This window comes from Azotobacter chroococcum (assembly GCF_002220155.1).
GTDB lineage: Bacteria > Pseudomonadota > Gammaproteobacteria > Pseudomonadales > Pseudomonadaceae > Azotobacter > Azotobacter chroococcum.
Map to the genome: position 1 here is coordinate 4,200,405 of NZ_CP011835.1, position 23,410 is coordinate 4,223,814.

Below are 23,410 nucleotides of genomic sequence, written 5' to 3' on the forward strand. Positions count from 1 at the left end.
AACGGATGGTTATCCTAGCACCTCCCTGCCCGCCGGGCTAAGCTCGCGGGCCGCCCCACAGGTCCGACATCAATGAACGTGATCGCCCGCCATGCCGCCGCCCTGCTGCTCGGCATGCCGCTGACGGCGCTGGCCGCCGCTCCCCAACCGACCCACGAATACACCCTGGACAACGGCCTCAAGGTCATCGTCCGCGAGGACCACCGCGCCCCGGTGGTGGTCTCGCAGCTCTGGTACAAGGTCGGCTCCAGCTACGAGACGCCCGGCCAGACCGGCCTTTCCCACGTCCTCGAACACATGATGTTCAAGGGCAGCCGCAAGCTCGGCCCCGGCGAGTCCTCGCGGATCCTGCGCGAACTCGGCGCCGAGGAGAACGCCTTCACCGGCGACGACTACACCGCCTACTACCAGGTGCTGGCGCGCGACCGCCTGCCGGTGGCCCTCGAGCTGGAGGCCGACCGCCTGGCCAGCCTGCGCCTGCCGCCGGAAGAGTTCGACCGCGAGATCGAGGTGGTCAAGGAGGAGCGCCGCCTGCGCACCGACGACCGCCCCAGCGCCCAGGCCTACGAGCGCTTCAAGGCCATGGCCTATCCGGCCAGCGGCTACCGCACCCCGACCATCGGCTGGATGCCCGACCTCGACCGGATGAGCGTCGACGACCTGCGCGCCTGGTACCAGGCCTGGTACGTGCCGAACAACGCCGTCCTGGTGGTGGTCGGCGACGTCAGCGGCGACGAGGTGAAGGGCCTCGCCGAGCGCTACTTCGGCGCCATTCCGGCCCGCCCGCTGCCGGTCGCCAAGCGCCCGCTGGAGCCGGCCGAACCCGGCGAGCGGCGCCTCCGGCTGAACCTCAAGGTGCAGTTGCCGAGCCTTTTGTACGGCTTCAACGTGCCCGGCCTGGCGACCGCCGAAAATCCCCGCGAGGCCCATGCGCTGCGCCTGATCGCCGGCCTGCTCGACGGCGGCTACAGCGCGCGCATCCCGGCCCGCCTGGAGCGCGGCGAGGAGCTGGTGTCCGGCGCCGGCGCCGGCTACGACGCCCACGTGCGCGGCGACAGCCTGTTCGTTCTCAACGCCACGCCCAACGTGCAGAAGGGCCGCAGCCTGGAAGAGGTCGAGGCCGGCCTCTGGCGCCTGCTCGACGAACTCAAGGAAACCCCGCCGACCGCCGAGGAACTGGAGCGCGTGCGCGCCCAGGTCATCGCCGGCCTGGTCTACGAGCGCGACTCCATCGCCCGGCAGGCGACCACCATCGGCCAGCTGGAAACCGTGGGCCTGTCCTGGCAGTTGATCGACGAGGAACTGGCCGCCCTGGAGTCGGTCACCCCGCAGGACATCCAGGATGCCGCACGCCGCTACTTCACCCGCTCGCGCCTCACCGTCGCGCACGTTTTGCCCGAGGAGGCCCACCATGACTGATGAGCGCACCCGCCTGGGTTACGGCCTGATCGGCCTGATCCTGCTGCTTCTGCTCGGCCTGCTGGCCTGGCTGGCCAACCTGCCGCCGCGCCCGTCCGCCCCCGCTGGCGAAGCACCCACCGGCCCGGCCCGGCTGGAGTCGCTGGCCCGGCTGAACGGCGAGCCGCCGGTCCATCGCGCCCTGAACATCCAGGACTGGCGCACTGCCGAGGGCGCCCGGGTGCTCTTCGTCGAGGCCCGCCAGCTGCCGATGTTCGACCTGCGCCTGACCTTCGCCGCCGGCAGCAGCCAGGACGGCGGCACCCCCGGCCTGGCCCTGCTGACCAACGCCATGCTCAACGAAGGCGTGCCGGGCAAGGACGCGACCGCCATCGCCGAGGGCTTCGAGGGCCTCGGCGCCCAGTTCGGCAACGGCGCCTACCGCGACATGGCCGTCGCCAGCCTGCGCAGCCTGAGCGACCCGGCCAAGCGCGAGCCGGCGCTCGCCCTGTTCCGCGAGGTGCTCGGCCGCCCGGACTTCCCGGCCGACGCCCTGGCGCGGATCAAGAACCAGATGCTGGCCGGCTTCGAGATGCGCAAGCAGAGCCCCGGCAAGCTGGCCAGCCTCGCACTCAACCGCCAGCTGTTCGGCAGCCATCCCTACGCCCACCCGAGCGACGGTGACACCGAATCGATCGCGCCGATCGGCCGCGAGCAGCTGCAGGCCTTCCACGCCCGCGCCTACAGCGCCGCCAACGCGGTCATCGCGCTGGTCGGCGATCTGTCCCGCAGCGAGGCCGAAGCCATGGCCGCGGCCATTTCCGCCGCGCTGCCGGCGGGTCCGGCGCTGGCCAAGCCGGCCGCCCCGGCGCCGCCCAAGCCGGGCCTGCAGCACATCGAATACCCCTCGCAGCAGACCCACCTGATGCTCGCCCAGCTCGGCATCGCCCGCGACGATCCGGACTACGCGGCGCTCTTTCTCGGCAACCAGATCCTCGGCGGCGGCGGCTTCGGCGCCCGGCTGATGGAGGAGGTGCGCGAGAAGCGCGGGCTGACCTACGGGATCTACTCCGGCTTCACCCCCATGCAGGTGCGCGGCCCCTTCATGATCAACCTGCAGACCCGCGCCGACTACAGCCAGGGCACCCTGGAGCTGGTGCAGCAGCTGGTCCGCGCGTTCATCGCCGAGGGACCGACGGCGAAGGAGCTGAAGGACGCCAAGCGCGAGCTGATCGGCAGCTTCCCGCTGTCCACCGCGAGCAACGCCGACATCGTCGGCCAGCTCGGCGCCATCGGCTTCTACGACCTGCCGCTGAACCACCTGGAGGTCTTCCTGCAGCAGGTCCAGGCGCTCACCGTCGAGCAGGTGAAGACGGCCATGGCCAGGCACATCGATCCGGACGGCTTCGTCGTGGTCAGCGCCGGGCCGACCGTCGAGCAGAAACCGCTGCCGCCGCCGACCGCGCCCGCCGAGCGCCCCGCCGTCACGCCGGAGCACTGATGCGCCAGCCCGCCCGCTCTTCCCGCCCGGCCGCCCGTCCCCACGGCGGCCAGGGCCTGCTGCGCATCATCGGCGGCGAATGGCGCTCGCGCCGCTTCGCCTTTCCCGAGGCGCCGGGTCTGCGCCCGACCCCCGACCGGGTCCGCGAGACCCTGTTCAACTGGCTGGCGCCCCATGTCGAAGGTGCCCGGGTGCTCGACCCCTTCGCCGGCAGCGGCGCGCTCTACCTGGAAGCCCTGTCGCGCGGCGCCGGCCAGGCGCTGGCGCTGGACCTCAACGGCGAGGCCGTCGCCAGCCTGCGCCGCCACCTCGACAGTCTGCGCTGCGGCAACGGCCAGCTGCTGCAGGGCGATGCCCTGCGCTACCTGGAGCATCAGTCGCCGAGCCCCTTCGACCTGGTGTTCCTCGACCCGCCGTTCCACCAGGACCTGCTGACGCCTGCCTGCCGGCTGCTCGAGGAGCGTGGCTGGCTGGCCCGCGACGCCTGGATCTACACTGAAAGCGAAGCTCCGCCCTCCGCCCTCGGCCTGCCGGACAACTGGCGCCTGCACCGGGAAAAGCAGGCCGGCCAGGTGTATTACGCGCTGTGGCAGAGGACCGGCTGAAGCGCCAAGCCGCCTTGGCGCTGTCATGGACGAACCTGCGGGTTCCGCCGATGAACGACGCACCCTTTCGCCCCGCCTGGTGGCTGCCCGGTCCGCACCTGCAAACCCTGTGGGGACCGCTGTGCCGCCGGCTGCCGCCGCTGGAGCGCCGCCGCGAGCGCCTCTGGCTGGCCGACGGCGACTTCCTCGACCTCGACTGGCACGGCCCGAACGATCCGCAGGCGCCGCTGGTGCTGGTGCTGCACGGCCTGACCGGCTCCTCCCGCTCGCCCTATGTGCTCGGCCTGCAGCGGGCCCTGGCGGAGCGCGGCTGGGCCAGCGCGGCGCTGAACTGGCGCGGCTGCTCCGGCGAGCCCAACCGGCTGCCGCGGGCCTATCACTCCGGCGCCAGCGACGACCTCGCCGCGGCCATCGCCCACCTGCGCAGGCTGCGCCCGCACACTGCGCTGCATGCGGTCGGCTACTCGCTGGGCGGCAACGTGCTGCTCAAGCACCTCGGCGAAAGCGGCGCCGACTGCGCCCTGCAGGCGGCCGTGGCGGTGTCGGTGCCGTTTCGCCTGGACCAGTGTGCCGACCGCATCGGCCAGGGCTTCTCGCGGCTCTACCAGGCGCACTTCATGCGCGCCATGCGCCTCTACGTGGAGGACAAGCAGCGCCAGTTCGCCCGCCTCGGTCAGGCCGAGCATCTCGCCACCCTGGAACGCCTCGGCCCGCTGCAGGGCCTGCGCACCTTCTGGGAGTTCGACGGGCGCATCACCGCACCGCTGCACGGCTTCCTCGATGCCGGCGACTACTACCGGCGCGCCTCCAGCCGCTACTTCCTCGCCGCCATCCGCGTGCCGACGCTGATCGTCCAGGCCGCCGACGACCCCTTCGTGTTCCCCCACAGTCTGCCGCCGCCGCACGAGCTGTCGGCGAGCATCCAGTTCGAGTTGCAACCAGGCGGCGGCCATGTCGGTTTCGTCGAAGGCTCGCCGCACCGCCCCGGCCTCTACCTGGAGCGGCGCATCCCCGCCTGGCTGGCGGCTCTCCCGCGCTGAGCCCGGCTTGGCCGCGGGGGACGGCTGAGCTACCATCCGGGCCTCCATGAACCCGCCAAGGACGCCGTGATGAACCGCGTAATCTACCCGGGAACCTTCGACCCCATCACCAAGGGACATGGTGATCTGGTCGAGCGCGCCGCCAAGCTGTTCGACCAGGTGATCATCGCCGTGGCCGCCAGCCCGAAGAAGAACCCCCTGTTTCCCCTCGAGAAACGCGTCGAGCTGGTCCGGGAAGTCACCCGTCACCTGCCTAACGTCGAGGTGGTGGGATTCTCCAGCCTGCTCGCACAGTTCGCCCGGGACCAGAAAGCCAATGTGCTGCTGCGCGGCCTGCGCGCGGTGTCCGATTTCGAGTACGAATTCCAGCTGGCCAACATGAACCGCCAGCTGGCCCCGGAAGTGGAAAGCCTGTTCCTCACCCCCTCGGAAAAGTACTCCTACATCTCCTCCACCCTGGTCCGGGAAATCGCCGCGCTGGGCGGCAACATCGACCAGTTCGTGCATCCTGCGGTGGCCACCGCCCTGCGCGAGCGCTTCCGCACCTGAGCAGCCACACGCGGCGCATCGCGGCCAAATTGCTGGCCAGGCCGGGCGATAGCCGAAGTCAAGCGTTTACTCGGCAAACCAAACGGCTATAATGGCCGCCCCTTCTAGCCGGTATAGCTCAGCAGGTAGAGCAACTGACTTGTAATCAGTAGGTCCCGGGTTCGATTCCTGGTGCCGGCACCAATTAAATCAACGACTTAGGCTCGCAGCGATGCAGGCCTAAGTCGTTTTTGCCTCCAATTACTGCGCACCTCTCCACCCGCTCCCCAATCGAGTCTGTCCGCTTTCTCCGCTTCGCCCATCCGCCGCCCGCCAGATGGCACGGCTGATCGACAGGAAGCTCCAGCGCGGGCGCGGGCGCCACCTCAATGCACGGACGGCGAACCCAGCAGCGGCCCCAGGTAGGCGTCGTCGATCAGGAGTTCCAGGTACGCGTTGTCGATCATGGTCGTTGCCGAGTCGCTATCCGTGATACCGGCCGTCTCGATCCCTTCGATCTGCTTGGCCAGCCACAGCAGCAGTTCCTCGCGCGTCAGGAGCGCCGGGCCGAACTCTTGTTCGAGCTGATCGGCCAAGAGGGTGAGCCGGTGACGCTCACGGGCCTCTGCAGGTGTGCGTTCGGCCCCGGCACGGACGTTGCGGCGAAGGTCGCTCAGATTGTCGTGATTGTTTTCCATCTTTCCGCTCCCGTTCCCCGATCCTCCGGCGCGTCCTGCTGGCGATCGGGGAACTGCATCTGTAACGGTTGCGGCCTTTCCGTGGCACGCTCAATCGACGATATCGGCATCACCCCAGCGCCAGCGGGCGATGGCCAGGGCCTGGTTGCGGCTCATGAACGGGCCGATCAGGGTGAATCGGTAGCCTGGCATCGAAACCGTCCAGGCGTTGCGTCGAGGATGATCCTTGGCGGCGTTCAGGATCTCGATGACCAGGGCCTTGTGTGCCTTCAACTCGGCCAACAGATCAGGGGGAGGCAGATGCTTTGCCTCCAGATGCAGGCGGTTGCCTTTCGGGGTGAGGGTGACGCCTTCATCTTTGGCCCGCCGGATGATTTCGAATGCATTCATAGCCGTTTCTCCAGGGCAGCGAATCGACCGCACAGGAAAGAAAAAGCCCAAAAATGTTCGAAAGGATGAAGACTAGAACACAGTCTTTGTCGAAGCCAAACGGAGGAGCACTGCGACAGAAAGCCGGGCAGCAGCCGGACTCTGCAATGCTACGGCCCCTATTATCGACCGGAAGATCGGCATTGCACTCATCGGTGTATGTTTGCACAAGGCCGGACAGCATTCAGGGACAGAACTCCCGACGGACCTGCCGCACTCGTGCGATGGCGAACGCTACAACAGCGAAAGCTTGACGCCGCCCTCCATGACGCTGTTCCAGCGCCAAGGAACTGCCGGAATATTTCAGGCCCACCCATGCAGTTAGTTTGCAACCTTCGGGATGGGCATCGATCCCCAACAAGGCTTTCACACTTGGCGTCCCGCCTTTTACCCAATTTTCACAATCCCGAATATTTACCCTACAAAAGATACAAGTATTGGTTTGAGTTCGAAAACGGGACACAACCGTTCGTCGCCAAAGTCGTCTACGGGAAGAGCTGGCGTCATTTCGATACTTAACTGTTAAAGTCGAGCAGGCTCGATCAACCTAATAAGGCATCAAGCTCTGGAGTTCTCTGAAATGGATGGATTTGCACGCTGTGCTTATAGGCGCCTTGAACTGGCACACGTCTATCGCGACACGGCCAACGAGCTGTGCAGTGAAGATGACCATAACCCTTCAGTAAAGTTTTTCAGAAACAAAGCCTACTACGAGAAGGTCCGTGCCAGCGCCCTGCTGGAAATGCTGGCGGATATCGCTCACAACAAGTCAATGGAATCCCAGCAAGCTGCCAACAATCAATTAACGAGCCCTCCGGAAACCGAACGCTTTTTATGCTAGCCTGATTTGACCGGCTGGCGGGCAGAACAAGCGCAGGCCGTGTCCAAGCTGTCTTGAACTCTCGTTCAGGGGATAAGCCTGGCAGGCTCTGCGTCGAAACAAGGCCACCTCCAACAACGCCTGTTCAGGATTGACCGGACTTCGTTGCGGTCTTTCCGAACTCCATCCCTGCGGATTGTTCGCGGCCCGGCCGCGAACTACCTGTACGCGTATTGAAAACCGGCGCTGCCGGACTTCCGCTACCTGAACTGCGCGCCCCCGGCAGGCGGGCAGCGGCAGGCCATGGGAGCGATCGGGATTCGCCGCGGCCCTGCCCCGCTGAAAACACCGCCGATCTTCCAGACGAATGGTCATTCCCATCCTTCCAACCGGAAGCCGGGACAAGAGGGTGCGCATGGACAGCGCCGACTTGCCGCAGGAGGCTGGGGAGTCATTCGTAAGAGTCTCCCTGTAGCGGCTGCGCCGGCACTACCGCGAGGCTGATCCCGTGGCAGCCATACCAGTGGGATGCCAATAAAGCCCGCTGGTGAATCGATTTACCAACAGCTAGACTCGGGAATCGAGCCACTTGCCAAACGAAATCCCAGAGACTAAGGTAGCGCTACCTCAGCGATACGAGCCTGCGTTAGGACAGCGCTCCATCCCGAGGGGCCGCTTCAAAATCGAGATAACGTTAAAGCGGCAATCGACAAGAACAACAAGCAGGATGGCAGCAACGCTCTGCTGTGCGATGGGTCTGACCTCGCAAAGATAGCGCTGTCCTCCGCAGGCGAGGTGTCTCATGTGCTCATCTACCGCTACGTTGATCAACCCAGGGGCCGCCGGCCGTGGCCAGCCCCGCTCCCCTCAGGCGCCTTGCCTGCGCAGCACTGCAGGCTTCCGAAGGCGCCGCTTCCGTTCCTCCCGCGGCGCCAGCTCGCGCGTCGTGCGATCGGTGGCCAAAGCCGACTGAGCGATCGCCGCCTGAAGCAACCCATCACCCGGCGTTGCGGCAAGACGGCGACCTCCCGATCTCGCTCCCCCGGAAAGACGCAAGCCCAGGCTGCCGGCAAGGCTTCCCGAAGCACCGCCGAGCGGCAGGCAAGCGCCCCGACATGACCGGACGCGACATCCCTTTGGCGGGCCTGGCGCGTCAAGGACGGCAGCGTCCGGCCTGCAGCAGGAAGCCGTACCGAATTTGATCCGGGAACGCCGTTCCCGGCTCGAAACCTTGCCTGGGCTGCGTTCTGCGCGCCCGGCAGAAGGCTCCTTGAAAGCAACAATCACAACAAGAGGAAATCCACGATGACGACGGTAGAAACGACCTTTAGCGGAGCTGACTCGGGCAGCCTGGCAACAGCCCAAACGAAGAAACTGAGCCTGTACGTGTTTGCCCTGTTCTTCATTTTCGGCGGCCTGACCAGCCTCAACGACGTACTGGTTCCCAAGCTGAAAAGCCTGTTCAGCCTCAGCTATACCGAGGCCATGCTGGTGCAGTCGGCGTTTTTCTTCGCCTACTTCGTCGCCTCCATCCCGGCAGGCCTGCTGATCGCCCGGATCGGCTACATGAAAGCCGCCGTTATCGGTCTGCTGACCATGGCCGCCGGCTGCCTGCTGTTCATACCGGCGACCCTGTCGACGCTGTTTCCGGCCTTCCTGGGCGCCCTGTTCATCCTGGCGGTGGGTGTCACCACCGTTCAGGTCGTGGCCAACCCCCTGCTGTCGCTGCTGGGGCCGAGCTCGACCGCGCACAGCCGCCTGACCCTGGGCCAGGGCTTCAACTCGCTGGGCACCACCGTGGCCCCCTACATCGGCGCCATCCTGATCCTCGGCGCGCTGAACGAAGTGGACCCGGCCACGCTGTCGGGAGCCGAACTCACCGCCTTCCTGGCCCATGAGGCCAGCGTGATCAGCAACACCTATGCCGGCATCGCCCTGGTGATCTGCCTCATCGCCGCCATCGTCTGGCTGCAGCGCAACGCGCTGAAGTCCACCCGCAAGCCCGAGCGCCTCAATCCGTTTTCCGCCCTCGACCTGCTGAAGCAGCCGCGCTTCGCCTTCGGTGCCGCCTGCATCTTCCTGTACGTCGGCGCCGAAGTGGCGATCGGCAGCCTGCTCACCGACTACCTGATGCTCCCGACGACCCTGGGCATGGCTGCGGAAGAGGCCGGCAAGCATGTGGCCTTCTACTGGGGTGGCGCCATGGTGGGCCGCTTCATCGGCGCGGCCCTGATGCGCCGCTTCGCGCCCGGCAAGCTGCTGGCCTTCGCCGCCACCACCGTCATCGTGCTGCTCACCCTCTCCGCGATGTCGACCGGCACCCTCGCCGGCTGGTCGCTGCTGGCCGTCGGCCTGTTCAACTCCATCATGTTCCCGACCATCTTCACCCTGGCCTCCGAAGGGCTCGGCGAGCGGGCGGCGGAAGGCTCGGGGCTGATCTGCTGCGCGATCGTCGGTGGCGCCATCATCCCGCCGATCACCGGGTTCGCCGCCGACCTGTCGACCCTGGCCCTGGCCCTGGCCGTTCCGGCCATCTGCTACGCCGGCATCGCCTACTTCGGCTGGTACGCACGCCGCCCGCACGTGGCGGCCTGAACGGACGGCGATCCCGAGGGCGATCCGAAGGCCGGCGGACCTTCCTCGCCGGGGCGAATCCAGCGCCCCGGCGAGCGTCGGCAAGGATCGGATCCGCCGCGGCGCGACGAGGGCTTGGCCCCTCGCCGCGCCGCGGCCATGACGAACCGACACCGCCTCCTGCTCGCACGCCCATTCAACCACTTCATCAAAGCAACAAGAGCACACGATCCATGACTGTCGAAACCTACGTCCCAGCCCCCAGCTCGACTTTGACCATCATGCACATGGCGTGCTCCACGTTGCCGGAGGAACTGCAATGAAACTGGCACTGGTCGGTGACATCGGGGGCACCAATGCGCGCTTCGCCCTCTGGAAAAACGGTCGGATCGAGTCGGTGCGCACGCTGGCCGCCGCCGAATTCGCCACCCCGGAGCGGGCCATCGAGGATTACCTGTCCGCCCTCGGACTGCCGCTGGACAGCCTCTCCAGCCTGTGCCTGGGCTGCGCCGGGCCGGTGTCCGGCGAGGACTTCCGCTTCACCAACAACCACTGGACCCTCAACCGCACGGCCTTCCGCAATACGCTGCAGCTGGACAACCTGCTGCTGATCAACGACTTCACCGCCATGGCGCTGGGCATGACGAGCCTGCGTGAAAACGAGCGCATCCAGATCTGCCCCGGCGAGGCGGAGGCCGACCGTCCGGCGCTGGTGATCGGCCCGGGCACCGGACTCGGCGTCAGCACCCTGCTGCCCGACGGCGAGCGGGGCTGGCGGGTGCTGCCCGGCGAAGGCGGGCATGTCGACCTGCCGATCGGCAGCCTGCGCGAGGCGGCCCTGTGGCAGCAGCTGTTCGCCGAACTCGGCCACGTGCGCGCCGAGGACATCCTCAGCGGCAGCGGCCTGGTCCGGCTCTACCGCTCGATCTGCGCCCTGGACAACCATGTGCCGCACCTGACCTCGCCCGCCGAGATCAGCAGCGCCGCCCTGGCCGGCGATCCGGTCGCCGAGGAAGTGCTGAGCCTGTTCTGCATCTGGCTCGGACGCGTCGCCGGCAACGGTGTGCTGTCCCTCGGCGCGCGCGGCGGGGTGTACATCGTCGGCGGGGTGATTCCGCGCTTCTCGGCCTTCTTCCAGTCCAGCGGCTTCGCCAAGAGCCTGTGCAGCAAGGGCTGCATGAGCCACTACCTCGAAGGCGTGCCGGTCTGGCTGGTGACCGCCGAATACCCCGGCCTGGAAGGCGCCGGCGTCGCCCTGCAGCAGATGCTCGACGCGCCCGACGCCGCCTGACTCCCTTTCCCCGCCCTCCCCACCCGGGAGAGGGCGGCGCACGCTGCCGCCCCGGCCTTCGCCGGGGCGCGTTCCCCTAACGTTTCACCAGACGCAGCTTCGGCGGCGACGCCACGGGCGCACGGCGCGCATCGGCGGCGTTCGCGCGGATGAACTCCACGATGGCGTAGTGGCAGGCGTTGAACAGCGGGCCGTCCTTCCAGGACTCGCCCTGATGCTCGGCGCTGTCCTCCAGGGCCTCGACGAAGACAACCTCCAGCAGCCTGACAGGCCCCTCACCACGGAGCGCGACGCGCTGGACCGGATTCACGTTCAGCAGGTCGCACAGGCCATCGAAGCCCAGGGCCCCGGCGATCTCCTTGCGTCCCAGCACCAACAGGCGCCCGAAGCTCGCCAGTGCCTGGCACAGGTCGTTCATGGCGTCGTAGCGGTGGCTGGCGGCCTGCCGCTCCAGATCGGCCACGGCGAGCTTGGTGAACGGCAGGAAGGGCCGCAGCCTGCCGGCCTGGCGGCGCAGCGCGCGGCGCTCGGCGCGAATGACGTCCAGTTCCTGGGCGAGAACCCGGCAGAGGCGGCGGATCGCGATCAGCCGGGTACGCACAGTAGCTGTCGGCCGGTCGGAGAGGTCGACGAGAAGACGCAGGTGTTCGGCTTTCATGGGAACTACTCCATCCTGGATTGCAGGGCACCGTGCGCAACCGCACGGTCAGCAGGCCATCTCCGTCTCAGTCTTGTCCCTCGTTCCGCTTTCGGCCAGTGCCGGCACCTGCTGTCCGTCGCCCCGCCGGCCCGGGCCGCACGGGCGGAATTCCGCCTTCCGCGGCGGGTTTGCCACCTTCCCAATGGCGACATTTCGCCACATACCCCGCAAAAAATGCCCAACCCTTGCTCCAGAGCATGGATTTTCGGCGCTTTCAGGTGAATGGCACACATCCTGCTCCTTGCACCTTCGTGCGATGCGGGACGGCCCTGCATCCACCGACGAAAGCCTTCCGGAAACGGAAGGCCAGCGCATCGACGGGTGCGCGCCCGGCCGCGGTCGGGCGACGCATCCCCAGGAGAAGCAGGTTCTGACGGCCTTGCGCGCCCGCGCGGCCGTCCTGGACGTGCCGAACAAGAACAACAGTTGATCCGGATGCGACAGCTTCATCGACAGTAGCGGCAGGCCATGTCGGCGATCCCGACCGGCCATCGGCAGCGCGCCAACCAGTGTCTGCCAAAGCCTTGCGAAACCTACTAACAACTTCAACGGGTCCGTCTTATGAAAAAACTGTTACTGACTTTCCTGTGCGCCAGCATCGTCGGCTGTGCCAAACAGGACGACGCGGAAAAGACCGTGGACGTCCTGCTGATCGGCGGCGGCATCATGAGCGCCAGCCTCGGCACCTACCTCAAGGAGCTGGAGCCCGACTGGACGATCGACATCTACGAACGCCTCGACCAGGTCGCCGAGGAAAGCTCCAACCCCTGGAACAACGCCGGCACCGGCCACGCGGCGTTCTGCGAGCTGAACTACACCCCCGAGAAGCCCGACGGCCACGTCGACATCAGCAAGGCGCTGGCGGTCACCGAATCCTTCGAGATCTCTCGGCAGTTCTGGGCCCACCAGGTCGAGAAGGGCGCGCTGAACAATCCGAAATCCTTCATCAACGACGTGCCGCACATCAGCTTCGTCTGGGGCGACGAGAACGTCTCCTTCCTGAAGAAGCGCCACGAGGCGATGCAGCACAGCACGCTGTACCGCGGCATGCAGTACACCGAAGACCACGCGACGATCAAGCAATGGGCGCCGCTGGTGATGGAAGGCCGCCCGGCCGACCAGAAGGTCGCCGCGACCCGCATGCCGATCGGCACCGACGTCAACTTCGGCGAGATCACCCGCCAGCTGATGGGCGCATTGACCAAACACGACGACGTCACGCTGAACCTCAAGCACGAGGTGCGCGACTTCGAGCGCAACGACGACGGCACCTGGAGCGTGACGGTCGCCGACCTGGCCAGGGGCGGCGAGGAAAAGACCATCAAGGCCAGGTTCGTGTTCATCGGCGCCGGCGGCGGCGCGCTGCCGCTGCTGCAGAAGACCGGCATTGCCGAGGCCGACGGCTACGCCGGCTTCCCGGTGGGCGGCCAGTTCCTCTACACCAGCAACCCGGAAGTCGTCGAGCGTCACCTGGCCAAGGTCTACGGCAAGGCCTCCGTCGGCGCCCCGCCGATGTCCGTGCCGCACCTCGATACCCGCGTGATCGACGGCAAGCGGGCGCTTCTCTTCGGCCCCTTCGCCACCTTCTCCACCAAGTTCCTGAAGAACGGCTCGCTGCTGGACATGCCGCGCTCGCTGAGTTCGGACAACTTTATGCCGATCATGCACGCCGGCCTCGACAACCTGCCGCTCAGCACCTACCTGATCGGCCAGCTGATGCTCAGCCAGGAAGAGCGCATCGAGGAACTGCGCGAGTACTTCCCGGAAGCCAAGTCCGAGGACTGGAAACTGCTCAACGCCGGCCAGCGCGTGCAGGTCATCAAGAAGGACCCGGAGAAAGGCGGCGTCCTGCAGTTCGGCACCGAGGTCGTGGCCGCCGCGGACGGCAGCATCGCCGCGCTGCTGGGCGCCTCGCCGGGCGCCTCCACCGCCGCGCCGATCATGCTCACCGTGCTGGAGAAGACCTTCAAGGACAAGATCAAGACCGCCGAGTGGCAGGCCAGGCTGAAGGAGATCATTCCCTCCTACGGCCAGAAGCTCGACAACAACCTCGAGCTGACCAACAGCGTCCGCGCCATGACCAGCGAGCGCCTGCAGCTGAACTTCATGCCGGTCGAGCCGGAAGCCGCCGAGGCCCAGGCCGAAGCCGCCGCTCCGCAGCCCACCCAGGCGGCCCTGTAAGCCGTCCCGCCCCGAACTCCCCCTCGCCCTGAGGGGGGATGTTTTTTTTCAGCCTCCCGAAACAGACACCGTCCCCATCGACAAGGAACTCCCGATGCGTCCCCTTCATGTTCTCCTGACGTTGCTGCTGACCTTCCTCATGGCCGGCCTGCAGCCGGCCCTGGCCGAATCCGCTCCAGGGCAGACCAGCCCGAAACCCAGGGTCATCTTCTTCGACGTCAACGAAACCCTGCTCGACCTGGAGTCCATGCGCCAGTCGGTCGGCGCGGCCCTGGGCGGCCGGCAGGAGCTGCTGCCGCTGTGGTTCTCGACCATGCTGCACCACTCGCTGGTCGAAAGCGCCACCGAGCAATACCACGACTTCGGCACGGTCGGCACCGCCGCGCTGATGATGGTGGCCAGGAACAACGACATCGCGCTGACCGAGCAGCAGGCCCGCAGCGCGATCGTCACGCCCCTGCTCAGGCTGCCGGCCCACCCCGAGGTGCGCGAAGGCCTGCAGGCGCTGAAGAACCAGGGCTACACCCTGGTCACCCTGACCAACTCCACCCGCCGCGGGGTGCAGACGCAACTCGAGAACGCCGGGCTGGCGGACCTGTTCGCCGACAACCTGAGCATCGAGGAGATCAAGCTCTACAAGCCGCACCTGCGCACCTACCGCTGGGCCGCCGAACGGATGGGCGTCAAGCTGGAAGAAACGCTGCTGGTCGCAGCCCACGGCTGGGACGTCGCCGGTGCCAAGGCCGCCGGCATGCCGGCGATCTTCGTCGCCCGCCGCGGCCAGACCCTCTATCCGCTGGCCGCCGAGCCAGACCGCACGGTCAAGGACATCCGCGAGCTGGCCGAGGTGCTCGGCAGCAGCCGATGAGTCCCGGCCGGCGCCACCCTCTGCAGCCGCGTTTTTCGCCGAAGCCCGGGACCATCGATCGGCCGGCCTGGATGCCGTTTGTCATTCGTACTAACATGACAGTCATTGGACAAACGCCCCGAGGTGCAACCATGGCTGCCACGAACAGCAGCGCCACCCGCTCCGCCCGGCTCGGCCTGCGCGCCACTCCCGAACAGGAGGCGGTGCTTCGTCGTGCCGCGGAGGTGGCCCGCAAGTCCCTGACCGACTTCATCCTGGACAGCGCCTGCCAGGCCGCGGAGCAGACCCTGCTCGACCAGCGGCTGTTCATGGTATCGGGCAACCAGTACCAGACCCTGATGGATTTGCTGGAGCGCCCGGCCCAGGACAACGATGGCGTGCGCGATCTGTTCGCGCGCAAGGCGCCCTGGGATGCGCCATGACCCTGCGCGCGCCCGAATCGCTGGGGCCGGCGCACCAGCTTGAGGCATTCGACTGCGGCAAGCCGGCGCTCAACGACTGGTTGCTGCGCCACGCCCGGCAGGCGCAAGGCAGCGGCTCGGCCAAGACCTTCGTCGTCGCCAACGGAGATCGTATCGCCGGCTACTTCAGCCTGACGGTGGGACAGGTCGACACCTTGGAAGTACCTGAGCGCATTCGCAAAGGGATGGGGCAATACCCCATTCCGGTGGTGATCCTGGCGCGGCGGGCGGTCGATCGCTCCTACCAGGGGCAAGGCATCGGGATCGGCATGCTGCAGGATGCCATCCGGCGAACCCTGGTCATCGCCGAACAGGCCGGCATCCGGGCCCTGCTGACCCACCCTATCGACGAGCAGGCTGCGCAATTCTATGGGCGCTTCGGGTTCATCGCCTCACCGCTGCGAGAGCAGCAACGCCTGCTCCTGCTCAAGGACGCCCGGCGCTGGCTCTGACCACAGGCGCCTCGACAACCAAGGCTGCCCACCCAATCGGAAAGGCTTGATCCGCCCCCTCGGGAATGTCTCCCCTTCGTCAGGCCACCCCGCTCTCCTCCAGCGTCACCACGCAGCACGGATCGAAGGCGACCTGCTCGCCCGCGTAGCCGCGCGGATTGGAGATCACTCGGGTGCCGGCGACCTGATAGTCGACCGCGTAATGGGTGTGGCCGTGAATCCACAGATCGAGGCCCTCGCCCATCAGCTCGTCCCAGGCGTTGACGAAGGCCGCATCGAGGGGCGTGCCGGCGTAGGGATGGCCGGCGATCGAGCGCAGCGACGGCGCATGGTGGCTGATCACCACCGTCGGCCCGGCGACTGGCTGCGCCAGCGAGTCGCGCAGCCAGTCGTGGGAAGCCGTAGCCAGGGCGGCGAAATCCTCGGGCATGGGTTCGCGCGCCTCCGCGCCCCAGCGGATCTGCCGGAAGTCCGAAATCCGCCGCTGCGCCACCTGCCGCGCCGCCGCCTCCTCGCCGGTCGCCCGGTAATCCGTCCAGGCGGTGACGCCGAGAAAGCGCACCCCGCCCAGCACCACCTCGTCGAAATCCAGCACACGCACCTGCTCGTCGGCCGCCTCGCGCAGCTGCCGCAGAATCTCCTGCAGACCGCCGCCGTAATACTCGTGATTGCCCGGCACATAGAGCACCGGGCAATCGAACACCCGCCGCGCCCACGCTACCCCCCGCGCCCCGACGTCGATATCGCCGGCCAGCACCACCACATCCGCCGCCACCGGCGCCGGGGTGAAGGGGGACAGTTCGTTGTGCAGGTCGGAGAGGATATGGATGCGCATGGGACTGCTCCTTGACGTCTCAGAGGACTATAGCCGGGCAGTGTTGCGGGGAGGTGGATGGCCGCGGCTACTTACACGAAGTCGCCTCTGCTCACAGCGGCAGAGTCGCCGACACCGCTATCGACGAACACATGCTGCCGATGCCAGGCGACGAAGCGGGCCTCCGGCCTGAAGCGCTCCGGCAGCCTGATCGGGCGACCGGCCAACGGCTGCAACACCTGGCGCACGAAGGGATCGGCATTTCGACGCAACGGCTCGGCGAGCAGGATGCGGTAATCGTCGTCCAGGCTCAGCAGCCCCTGATCGAAGGCCCGGTCGTGCAGGGCCGAAAGACACAGTCCATTGGCGGGGTTGAGGCGGTTCGCTGGGGCCTGGCACCAGGGGACGATATGGCTGGCAATGAGCAGGCTGGGCTCGGCTAGTCCAGACATGCAGCAGCGGCCGGCATAGCTGCCGAGCACGGCGCGGCGGAAGAACTGCTGCTTGATCCGCTGCTCGATGAGCACCTGCCGAGTCGCGCCGGTGAAGTCTTCGGGAATGTCGACCGCCTCGTCCGCTTCCTCGGGCGGAAGCCCATGCTCGGCGCGCAAGGCTTGGCGCAACTGCGCGCACTCCACGGCCAAGCCCTCCCAGTCGGCCTGAAAAAGCTCCCAAACCTGTCGATCCAGCCGGGAGGCCCCCGCCAAGCCCTTGCGCCCGCTGGCGACGATGGCCGGGTCGAGGCTGGCGAAATTGCACAGCTTCATCGCCACCGCCGAAGGCGTGCGGCCGATCAGGCCAGCCAGTTCGACGACCTCGGGATTTCCTTGATGCAACTGACCGAAAGACAAACGGCAATACAGGTGAAAAGCCAGCTTGAGTTGGCCGATGGTCCAGCGGTTCGAGTTCATCGTTTTTCGCTCTCTACCAGTTACGAGATACGGCCGAACTCCGCGCCGGAAATACCGGCAACAATGCTTTTGCAAAAACATTTATGCAGCGATACTCCAAGGAGTCGATGGAAGCAAACCCCATCCTCAATCGGTCTATCCCATTGGACTAAACCCATTCGCCGCACTGCAATAGCGATCAATCATTCGCTCACGAGAAAGTTGCCGACCACTCTCCTCCCCAATCTCCCAGCGCCGACACTCCAACTTGAACCATGCTTTCGCAGCCTTACGGCATTCGCGGTATTCAATGGAGCCGCGAGGATGATTTCCACAAACACTGCCATAATCGATACGATTGTCCACGACCCCCCAAATAGCGACAGTGCTATGACCATTGGCATGAATGGTCCGACTTTCGGTTTCCCTGTGGCTAGTATTACGCCGCGCTTGTCGAGCCGTATCTTGGCGCTCACTACGATACTGCGCGAGGTATTCGTCGGAGACCATTCCTTGTGGCTTTGCCGCCTGCGGAGCTGAGCGTGGAAGTTCGCCATAACGACAACGCACGACATTTTCGTCGATGAGCTTATCGGACCCCATGCACTGATCCAACGTGTCTGGCTCGAGACTAGTTCTACTGGGCTTGATGGGTTCCAGTTCTTGCGGAATTTGGATGGGTACCGGTCTATCCAACATCGCCGGTGGAGGATTTGCCATTGGCTCGGCGGCTGTTTGAGCACCTGTACTCAGGGAATTATTTGTCAGCCTGAACTCCGAGATCAGGCCGTAGATAATCACAACTCCGCCTATGAGTGCAGTGATCGCATACACACGAAAGTTGCTCGACCCATATGCACGACTCTTTGCTCTACGACTACGAATATAGTCTGGCGCGTCGTCCCAGTCAGTTCCCCAGTCGTTTCTTTTGACCATGACACCCTACTTGCCTATTCCTTGGCGGATATGTGAGGCATGCGCCCCGAGTCCAGACCCGCGAACAATAAAAATATCAGCCTTCAAGATTACCGCAGCATAATAGCCACAGGCCAGCAATCAATGGCGCACTCGGGACGGATACACACTAACGATCGCCACCAAGTGCAATCGCTCATCGCCACACCACATCGAACACAGCATTCATCGGCTCGATGACGCTAGTTTCCTCGAAGAACCGCCGGGCATTGCGCTCGTAGTAACCGTGCGTATCGCTCAACGCTGTGCATCCTTGTACGTGAAGGGCCTCAGCCGCCCGTCATACCCGCGTGCCGCGGCACTCCGGGTAGTTCGAGCAGCTCCAGAATTGGGTGCCGGCCTTGTTGCCGCGCTTGACCGTGCGCCGCACCATGGGCGAGCGGCAGAGCGGGCAATGGCGCACCGAGGCTTCCGGGGCCGAGCGGCCGGCCGCTCCGGCGATCCAGTAGTCGAGGGTTTCGCCATCGATCAGGGTCAGCTTGCAGCTGGCGGCGAACTGCCGGGCGTCTTCGGTGAAGCTCCCGGAGGTCACCACGAAGCCGCCGGCCGCGCCCTGCGCCGCGACCACCCCGTAGAGTTCGCGCACCACCTTGACGCCGACCTTGAGGGCGCGCCACTGCTTGCACTGCACCAGAAACCGCTTGCGGCCCTTGCGCACGATGAGGTCGACGCCGCCGTCCGGACCGGCGTTGCCGGTTTCCTCGACAGCATAGCCCTGGCGGCGAAACACCTCGCCGACCAGGCGCTCGAACTGCTGCCAGTCAATCCCGTCGGAAACGGCTGCCGGGTTGTTCAGCGCCTTGCGAAACAGCCAGCCGCGCTTCATTTGCCGGCCGATCGACAGCAGCGCGCCGAGGCCCAGCAGGCCGGGCAGCAGGTACTGGCCGGCCCAGGCGGCGAGCGGCACGAGCGGTTCCAGGGCCTGCTGCGGATCGCGGCGCAGGTCCTGCACGAGTTTTTCCAGCTCCGCCAGGCTGTCGGGCAGGGCCAGGCTGTCCAGCGTGGGCAGCGCCCCCTGCGCGGCCAGGGGATGCAGAAACCACCACGCGCCGAGGCCGGCGGGCAGGCTCAGCCACCAGGGCAGCAGGGCGCAGAGCCGGATCAGGCCGGCGACGGGCGAGAATTTTCTTCGGGGCAACGAGGGGCTCCTGTCGGGCGGTGGTGCGCCGCTGTTCAGGAGCCTTGCCAGGAGAACATGCGGTGCGGTGGGCGACGCTGCGGTCGTCCATCCTGCCGCCGGTTCCCTGGCAGGCGAGGCAAGCGCTGGACTGAATCACGGTCCGCGGGAGATCGGGCTGCAAGATTACTGCAATATCACGGCCATTGACCACAAAACCCCTGGCCAGCCAGGCCATCCACAGCGTTTCAACCTATTTCACCGTCCATTGCCGCAGCAGCCTCAGCTGCATTTCCAGCCGCTCGCTGCGCGCCCGTTCCGCGCGCAGTTCCGAGCGCAGCTCACGGCACGTCTGCTCCAGTTCCAGCTCCCTGATGCGCAGGCGCTCCAGGGAGGCCCGGGCCTCGGCGAGCCTTTCCTTCAGGCCGCGGATCTGCTGGCCCTGCAGCAGCAGGCCCGGCACCGACAGGCTGGCCAGCAGCACGCCGCCCGTTCCCCACAGCTGCCACATGACTTCCATTCCCTCTCCCCTGCTCCGGCAGTACGTCCCGAATGACTGCGGCAGGATATGTAGCCTTAAAAGACATATCTAGAATGTAGACTTGTACAGGTAAAGTTTTCGTACGGATGGAGAGGTCATGAAACGGGAACAATCGATTGCCCAGGTGCGCTGGGACCTGGCATTGCGCTATCGGCTGATCGAGACGGTCGCCTGGTGGGAAGGGCGGCTGACCACGCAGCACCTGATGCAGAGCTTCGGCATCAGCCGGCAGCAGGCGTCCAAGGACATCAATACCTACATCACCGAACATGCGCCCAAAAACCTTACATATGACCGGCACCTCAAGGGCTATGTGCCCGCGGCGAAGTTCAAGCCGCTGTTCATCGACGACAGCGCCGATGCCTATCTGCACCTGCTGAACCAGAGCCACGAGCGCGCGCCGCACATCGAGGGCCTGGCCCTGGCCTATGCGCACACCGAGGTGCTGCGGGTGCCCGACCGCACGGTGCGCGCCGAGGTGCTGCGCCCGCTGCTCAAGGCCTGCCGCGAGGGGCTGCGCCTAGAAACCGAGTACGTGTCCCTGGCCAATCCGCTGCCGGAGGTGCGCCTGATCGCGCCCCACACGCTGGTCTACACCGGGATGCGCTGGCACGTGCGCGCCTACTGCGAGAAGAACCGCGCCTACCGGGACTTCGTGCTGAGCCGCCTGCGCGGCGTGCCGGGGCTGCTGGACGCCTCAAGCCACGGCCGCGCCGGCGACGAGGGCTGGAATGCCGGGGTGACCATCCGCATCGAGCCGGACCCGCGCCTCAGTGCGGAGCAGCGGGCGATCATCGAGACCGACTACGGCATGCGCGACGGACACTTGGCAGTCGCCAGCCGCGGCGCCCTGGTGCAGTATGTGTTGCAGCGCTTCCAGATCGATACCACCAAGATCGAGCCGAAGGCCGCCGCCCAGCAGATCGTGGTGGCCAACCTGGAGGAACTCGCACGCTGGCTGTACAAGTAGGGATTTTCCTTCCACTTTCTGCCATTTTCTGTAAGCCATCGGCTATACATACGGTCAGCGGAAATGGATGAAACCCCCGCTACAGCAATACCGGCCAAATGCCAAATCATTGAAAGAATGGAACTGTTTTTTTGCAGTGCAACATAAGAATGGCCGGGCGGTAATTTTCGGTCGCTTGTCCCGTCCGGCCGCGGCGCTAATATCACTTTCAGGTCGATGGAGCGACTCAGGCTGGCAAGGATGGCGGTCAGGGACATCGCAGGACGGCGATTCACCAGGATGGTGATACAGGGAAGCGCGAAACAGACAAGGAGGCGGGGTTACCCCCGCCTCCTTTGTTTTGTCCGCGAGAAAATCTCCCGACCGACGGCTGCGCGGAGCGCGCGGCCAACCCCACCGGCGACCGATCAGCTAACACATCAGAAACCGCCATCGCTACACTACCTTCGTCTTAGTATCGCCGGATGCGGCAGGATGGGGTCCGTCCAAGGCGGGCACACTAAAGAAACGATAAAAGCACGGTCGGTCCGCCAGGATGCTGCCGCCTGCTAAGGATTCGGTGTGAACAGGCCGTATTTTCACCCGCTGCCTTGCCTTGCAGGTCTGCTCAGCGCATTGCTGCTCGCTCCCCTCGCCAGCGCCGAGGCCCTGCAGTTCGCGCTGCTCGCCAAGCGGACCGATCAGCATTTCTTCCTCGAGGTCGGCCAGGGCTGCGCCGAAGCCGCCGCGGCCGAGGGCGATACCTGTCTGTTGCTGGGTGCCACTGGCCCGGCGCATTTCCGCCGGCAGAACGAGGCCCTGGAGCAGGCCCTCAGCCGCGGCCTGGACGGCATCGCCCTGTCGGTGACCCATTCCCGCTGGCTGGCCGAGCACGCGCTCAAGCACCTGGGCCGGACGCCACTGATCACCTTCGATTCGGACCTGGCGCCGGCCGAGCGGCATCTGCGCCGCGGCTACGTCGGCATCGACAACCTGGCCTTCGGCCGGCAGCTCGGCCTGCTCGTCCAGCGCTTCAGACCGCAGGGCGGCAGGCTGTGCATCCTCAACAGCAGCCAGCAGGACCCCAACCTGCGCGAGCGCCTGGCCGGCATCCGCCAGCAGCTGCGCGGCGTCCAGGGCGCGGACGGCGCCGAACGGCTGGCCGGCGAGAATGGCTGGCGCGAGGTGAAACGCTGTCCGCTGTACACCGCCGACAATCAGGAGAACGCCCTGCGCCAGCTCGCCACCCTGCTGCAGGCCACGGAGCTCGATGCGATCGTCGCCGTCGGCAGCTGGCCGATCTACGACGCCGAAGCCTTCCGCCGGCAACTCGGCCCGCTGCTCGCCGAACTCGACGCCAGGGGCAGGCGCCCGGCCATCGTCATGACCGCCGACGAGCCCGACGCACGCCAGCTCGCGCTGCTTGACGACGGCCTGGTGCAGGCCTATGTGGGGGCGAAGAGCCGCGAGATCGGCCGGCAGAGCTACCACATGCTCAAGCGTCTGGCGCAAGGCCAGCCCGTCGCCGGGCAGGTCCTCGTCGACAGCCAGGTCTACCTGCCCGACACTGCGCCGGCAGAGCCCTGAGACACCCGCTCGGGCCGGCTGCACTCGCCCAGGCTGCGCAGGTCGGCCTCCAGGTGGCGCGGAATGTAGTCGCGCAGGAACTCCACCCAGGTGCGGATCTTGGCATCCAGATACTGCCGCGACGGGTACAGCGCATAGACCCCGAGCGGATAGAGGGTGTACTCCGGCAGCACGCGCACCAGGCTGCCGTTCTGCAGGCTCTCCAGCGCCGAGTAGACCGGCAGGGCGCCGATCCCCATGCCGGCCTTGAGCGCCACGGTCATGGCGTCGACGGTGTTGACCTGGAAGTGGGTCTGGCTGATGGTCACCAGTTCCTCGCCATCGGGCCCCTCGAGCAGCCACCTGTCGAGGCTCATCACCGGATAGACCAGGCGCAGGCAGCGGTGCCCGGTCAGTTCGGCGGGCGTCTGCGGCAGGCCGTGGCGGGCGAGGTAGGCCGGCGAGGCGCAGAGCACGCTGTAGATCCTGCCGAGCTGCTTGGAGATGAAGCCGGAGTCCGGCAGCTCCGGCGCGGTCACCACCGAGACGTCGTAGCCTTCCTCGAGGATGTCGGTGGTGCGGTTGGCCAGGGTCAGGTCGAAGCTGACCTCCGGATACTGCTCGCTGTATTCGGCGACGGCCTTGATCAGATAGTGGTGGCCGATGCCGGTCACCGCATGGACCTTCAGGTTGCCGGCGGGGCACGCATGGGCCTGGCTGGCCTCGGCCTCGGCCTCCTCGATGTAGCCGAGGATCTGCTCGCAGCGCTGCAGGTAGCGCTGGCCCGCCTCGGTGAGGGCGATGCGCCGGGTGGTGCGGTGCAGCAGGCGGGTGCGCAGGTGGGTCTCCAGGGAGGCGACCGCCCGCGAGACGTAGGAGGTGGTCAGGTCGAGACGGGTCGCGGCGGCGGTGAAGCTGCCGGTCTCCGCCACGCAGGCGAAGATGCGCATGTGGGAGAGGATGTCCATGGATCGCTGTTCCGCTGGGGAGGGGCGGCACGCCGCAGGCTGCT

22 protein-coding genes and 1 tRNA gene are annotated in these 23,410 nt (G+C 66.3%); 15 read left to right on the plus strand and 8 right to left on the minus strand.

Annotated elements, in window-relative coordinates; all coding sequences use genetic code 11:
- Nucleotides 1–72: 72 nt before the first annotated feature.
- The 6 genes from ACG10_RS19680 to ACG10_RS19705 all read left to right on the plus strand — a co-directional run bounded on the left by ACG10_RS19680 (nucleotide 73) and on the right by ACG10_RS19705 (nucleotide 5,276).
- On the plus strand, nucleotides 73–1,419 hold the full coding sequence (locus tag ACG10_RS19680; RefSeq protein WP_089169503.1) for a M16 family metallopeptidase: 1,347 nt from the start codon (nucleotides 73–75) through the stop codon (nucleotides 1,417–1,419).
- On the plus strand, nucleotides 1,412–2,899 hold the full coding sequence (locus tag ACG10_RS19685) for a M16 family metallopeptidase (RefSeq protein WP_089169504.1): 1,488 nt from the start codon (nucleotides 1,412–1,414) through the stop codon (nucleotides 2,897–2,899). The genes ACG10_RS19680 and ACG10_RS19685 overlap by 8 nt, the downstream gene beginning before the upstream one ends.
- On the plus strand, nucleotides 2,899–3,504 hold the full coding sequence (rsmD, locus tag ACG10_RS19690; RefSeq protein ID WP_039806586.1) for a 16S rRNA (guanine(966)-N(2))-methyltransferase RsmD: 606 nt from the start codon (nucleotides 2,899–2,901) through the stop codon (nucleotides 3,502–3,504). Before ACG10_RS19685 ends, rsmD begins: the two co-directional genes overlap by 1 nt.
- A 50-nt stretch (nucleotides 3,505–3,554) precedes the next feature.
- On the plus strand, nucleotides 3,555–4,544 hold the full coding sequence (locus tag ACG10_RS19695) for a hydrolase (protein WP_089169957.1): 990 nt from the start codon (nucleotides 3,555–3,557) through the stop codon (nucleotides 4,542–4,544).
- A 69-nt stretch (nucleotides 4,545–4,613) separates the two neighbouring features.
- On the plus strand, nucleotides 4,614–5,093 hold the full coding sequence (coaD, locus tag ACG10_RS19700; RefSeq protein WP_039806588.1) for a pantetheine-phosphate adenylyltransferase: 480 nt from the start codon (nucleotides 4,614–4,616) through the stop codon (nucleotides 5,091–5,093).
- Nucleotides 5,094–5,200: 107 nt separating this feature from the next.
- A tRNA-Thr gene (locus ACG10_RS19705) sits at nucleotides 5,201–5,276 on the plus strand.
- Between the two features lie 182 nt (nucleotides 5,277–5,458).
- On the opposite strand, the gene ACG10_RS19710 is transcribed toward ACG10_RS19705, so the two are convergent.
- Nucleotides 5,459–5,770: a hypothetical protein gene (locus tag ACG10_RS19710; protein WP_089169505.1), complete on the minus strand. Its 312-nt coding sequence runs from the start codon at nucleotides 5,768–5,770 to the stop codon at nucleotides 5,459–5,461.
- Between the two features lie 90 nt (nucleotides 5,771–5,860).
- Entirely contained in the window at nucleotides 5,861–6,160 is a 300-nt protein-coding gene (locus tag ACG10_RS19715) for a hypothetical protein (protein ID WP_039806619.1), read from the minus strand.
- A gap of 619 nt (nucleotides 6,161–6,779) precedes the next feature.
- Between ACG10_RS19715 and ACG10_RS23885 the strand changes: the two genes are divergently transcribed.
- From ACG10_RS23885 to ACG10_RS19725, 3 genes are all read left to right on the plus strand, one after another.
- Nucleotides 6,780–7,040, plus strand: coding sequence for a hypothetical protein (locus ACG10_RS23885; RefSeq protein WP_131253805.1), 261 nt, complete (start codon nucleotides 6,780–6,782; stop codon nucleotides 7,038–7,040).
- Nucleotides 7,041–8,405: 1,365 nt separating this feature from the next.
- Nucleotides 8,406–9,614: a sugar MFS transporter gene (locus ACG10_RS19720; RefSeq protein WP_232487147.1), complete on the plus strand. Its 1,209-nt coding sequence runs from the start codon at nucleotides 8,406–8,408 to the stop codon at nucleotides 9,612–9,614.
- A gap of 298 nt (nucleotides 9,615–9,912) precedes the next feature.
- A complete protein-coding gene (locus ACG10_RS19725) occupies nucleotides 9,913–10,884 on the plus strand; it encodes a glucokinase (protein WP_089169507.1) in 972 nt (323 codons plus the stop codon).
- A gap of 76 nt (nucleotides 10,885–10,960) precedes the next feature.
- Here ACG10_RS19725 and ACG10_RS19730 read toward each other — a convergent pair whose 3' ends face one another.
- Nucleotides 10,961–11,542 carry a hypothetical protein gene (locus ACG10_RS19730; protein ID WP_089169508.1) on the minus strand — a complete coding sequence of 194 codons (582 nt, stop codon included), beginning with the start codon at nucleotides 11,540–11,542 and terminating at the stop codon, nucleotides 10,961–10,963.
- A gap of 603 nt (nucleotides 11,543–12,145) precedes the next feature.
- Between ACG10_RS19730 and ACG10_RS19735 the strand changes: the two genes are divergently transcribed.
- The 4 genes from ACG10_RS19735 to ACG10_RS19750 all read left to right on the plus strand — a co-directional run bounded on the left by ACG10_RS19735 (nucleotide 12,146) and on the right by ACG10_RS19750 (nucleotide 15,546).
- Complete coding sequence (locus ACG10_RS19735; protein ID WP_089169509.1) at nucleotides 12,146–13,765, plus strand: malate:quinone oxidoreductase; 1,620 nt, start codon at nucleotides 12,146–12,148, stop codon at nucleotides 13,763–13,765.
- 94 nt (nucleotides 13,766–13,859) lie between these two features.
- A complete protein-coding gene (locus ACG10_RS19740) occupies nucleotides 13,860–14,633 on the plus strand; it encodes a haloacid dehalogenase type II (protein WP_089169510.1) in 774 nt (257 codons plus the stop codon).
- Between the two features lie 131 nt (nucleotides 14,634–14,764).
- On the plus strand, nucleotides 14,765–15,055 hold the full coding sequence (locus ACG10_RS19745; protein ID WP_089169511.1) for a type II toxin-antitoxin system TacA family antitoxin: 291 nt from the start codon (nucleotides 14,765–14,767) through the stop codon (nucleotides 15,053–15,055).
- On the plus strand, nucleotides 15,052–15,546 hold the full coding sequence (locus ACG10_RS19750) for a GNAT family N-acetyltransferase (protein WP_089169512.1): 495 nt from the start codon (nucleotides 15,052–15,054) through the stop codon (nucleotides 15,544–15,546). Before ACG10_RS19745 ends, ACG10_RS19750 begins: the two co-directional genes overlap by 4 nt.
- Nucleotides 15,547–15,625: 79 nt before the next feature.
- On the opposite strand, the gene ACG10_RS19755 is transcribed toward ACG10_RS19750, so the two are convergent.
- From ACG10_RS19755 to ACG10_RS19775, 4 genes are all read right to left on the minus strand, one after another.
- Entirely contained in the window at nucleotides 15,626–16,381 is a 756-nt protein-coding gene (locus tag ACG10_RS19755) for a metallophosphoesterase (RefSeq protein WP_089169513.1), read from the minus strand.
- Nucleotides 16,382–16,452: 71 nt separating this feature from the next.
- Nucleotides 16,453–17,352: an HNH endonuclease gene (locus ACG10_RS19760; protein WP_198318976.1), complete on the minus strand. Its 900-nt coding sequence runs from the start codon at nucleotides 17,350–17,352 to the stop codon at nucleotides 16,453–16,455.
- Between the two features lie 1,153 nt (nucleotides 17,353–18,505).
- Nucleotides 18,506–19,363 carry a restriction endonuclease gene (locus tag ACG10_RS19770; RefSeq protein WP_089169516.1) on the minus strand — a complete coding sequence of 286 codons (858 nt, stop codon included), beginning with the start codon at nucleotides 19,361–19,363 and terminating at the stop codon, nucleotides 18,506–18,508.
- A gap of 232 nt (nucleotides 19,364–19,595) precedes the next feature.
- Complete coding sequence (locus ACG10_RS19775) at nucleotides 19,596–19,862, minus strand: hypothetical protein (protein ID WP_131256392.1); 267 nt, start codon at nucleotides 19,860–19,862, stop codon at nucleotides 19,596–19,598.
- Between the two features lie 118 nt (nucleotides 19,863–19,980).
- On the opposite strand from ACG10_RS19775, the gene ACG10_RS19780 reads away from it, so the two are divergent.
- Nucleotides 19,981–20,853, plus strand: a complete 873-nt coding sequence (locus tag ACG10_RS19780; protein ID WP_039806641.1) for a WYL domain-containing protein — start codon at nucleotides 19,981–19,983, stop codon at nucleotides 20,851–20,853.
- 561 nt (nucleotides 20,854–21,414) lie between these two features.
- Nucleotides 21,415–22,419 (plus strand): substrate-binding domain-containing protein, encoded by a 1,005-nt coding sequence (locus ACG10_RS19785; RefSeq protein ID WP_232487148.1) that lies wholly within the window; start codon nucleotides 21,415–21,417, stop codon nucleotides 22,417–22,419.
- Here the strand turns inward: ACG10_RS19785 and ACG10_RS19790 are convergent.
- Nucleotides 22,386–23,366, minus strand: coding sequence for a LysR family transcriptional regulator (locus tag ACG10_RS19790; RefSeq protein ID WP_039806645.1), 981 nt, complete (start codon nucleotides 23,364–23,366; stop codon nucleotides 22,386–22,388). The two genes, ACG10_RS19785 and ACG10_RS19790, sit on opposite strands and share 34 nt — an antisense overlap.
- Nucleotides 23,367–23,410: the final 44 nt, after the last annotated feature.

Coding starts and splice junctions, on each gene's coding strand:
- coaD (WP_039806588.1), top strand. CDS start 4,614: ATGAACCGCGTAATCTACCCGGGAACCTTCGACCCCATCACCAAGGGA.
- ACG10_RS19775 (WP_131256392.1), bottom strand. CDS start 19,862: ATGGAAGTCATGTGGCAGCTGTGGGGAACGGGCGGCGTGCTGCTGGCC.
- ACG10_RS19735 (WP_089169509.1), top strand. CDS start 12,146: ATGAAAAAACTGTTACTGACTTTCCTGTGCGCCAGCATCGTCGGCTGT.
- ACG10_RS19760 (WP_198318976.1), bottom strand. CDS start 17,352: ATGTTTTTGCAAAAGCATTGTTGCCGGTATTTCCGGCGCGGAGTTCGG.
- ACG10_RS19715 (WP_039806619.1), bottom strand. CDS start 6,160: ATGAATGCATTCGAAATCATCCGGCGGGCCAAAGATGAAGGCGTCACC.
- ACG10_RS19680 (WP_089169503.1), top strand. CDS start 73: ATGAACGTGATCGCCCGCCATGCCGCCGCCCTGCTGCTCGGCATGCCG.
- ACG10_RS19730 (WP_089169508.1), bottom strand. CDS start 11,542: ATGAAAGCCGAACACCTGCGTCTTCTCGTCGACCTCTCCGACCGGCCG.
- rsmD (WP_039806586.1), top strand. CDS start 2,899: ATGCGCCAGCCCGCCCGCTCTTCCCGCCCGGCCGCCCGTCCCCACGGC.
- ACG10_RS19710 (WP_089169505.1), bottom strand. CDS start 5,770: ATGGAAAACAATCACGACAATCTGAGCGACCTTCGCCGCAACGTCCGT.
- ACG10_RS19755 (WP_089169513.1), bottom strand. CDS start 16,381: ATGCGCATCCATATCCTCTCCGACCTGCACAACGAACTGTCCCCCTTC.
- ACG10_RS19750 (WP_089169512.1), top strand. CDS start 15,052: ATGACCCTGCGCGCGCCCGAATCGCTGGGGCCGGCGCACCAGCTTGAG.
- ACG10_RS19790 (WP_039806645.1), bottom strand. CDS start 23,366: ATGGACATCCTCTCCCACATGCGCATCTTCGCCTGCGTGGCGGAGACC.
- ACG10_RS19725 (WP_089169507.1), top strand. CDS start 9,913: ATGAAACTGGCACTGGTCGGTGACATCGGGGGCACCAATGCGCGCTTC.
- ACG10_RS19685 (WP_089169504.1), top strand. CDS start 1,412: ATGACTGATGAGCGCACCCGCCTGGGTTACGGCCTGATCGGCCTGATC.
- ACG10_RS19695 (WP_089169957.1), top strand. CDS start 3,555: ATGAACGACGCACCCTTTCGCCCCGCCTGGTGGCTGCCCGGTCCGCAC.
- ACG10_RS19780 (WP_039806641.1), top strand. CDS start 19,981: ATGAAACGGGAACAATCGATTGCCCAGGTGCGCTGGGACCTGGCATTG.
- ACG10_RS19740 (WP_089169510.1), top strand. CDS start 13,860: ATGCGTCCCCTTCATGTTCTCCTGACGTTGCTGCTGACCTTCCTCATG.
- ACG10_RS23885 (WP_131253805.1), top strand. CDS start 6,780: ATGGATGGATTTGCACGCTGTGCTTATAGGCGCCTTGAACTGGCACAC.
- ACG10_RS19745 (WP_089169511.1), top strand. CDS start 14,765: ATGGCTGCCACGAACAGCAGCGCCACCCGCTCCGCCCGGCTCGGCCTG.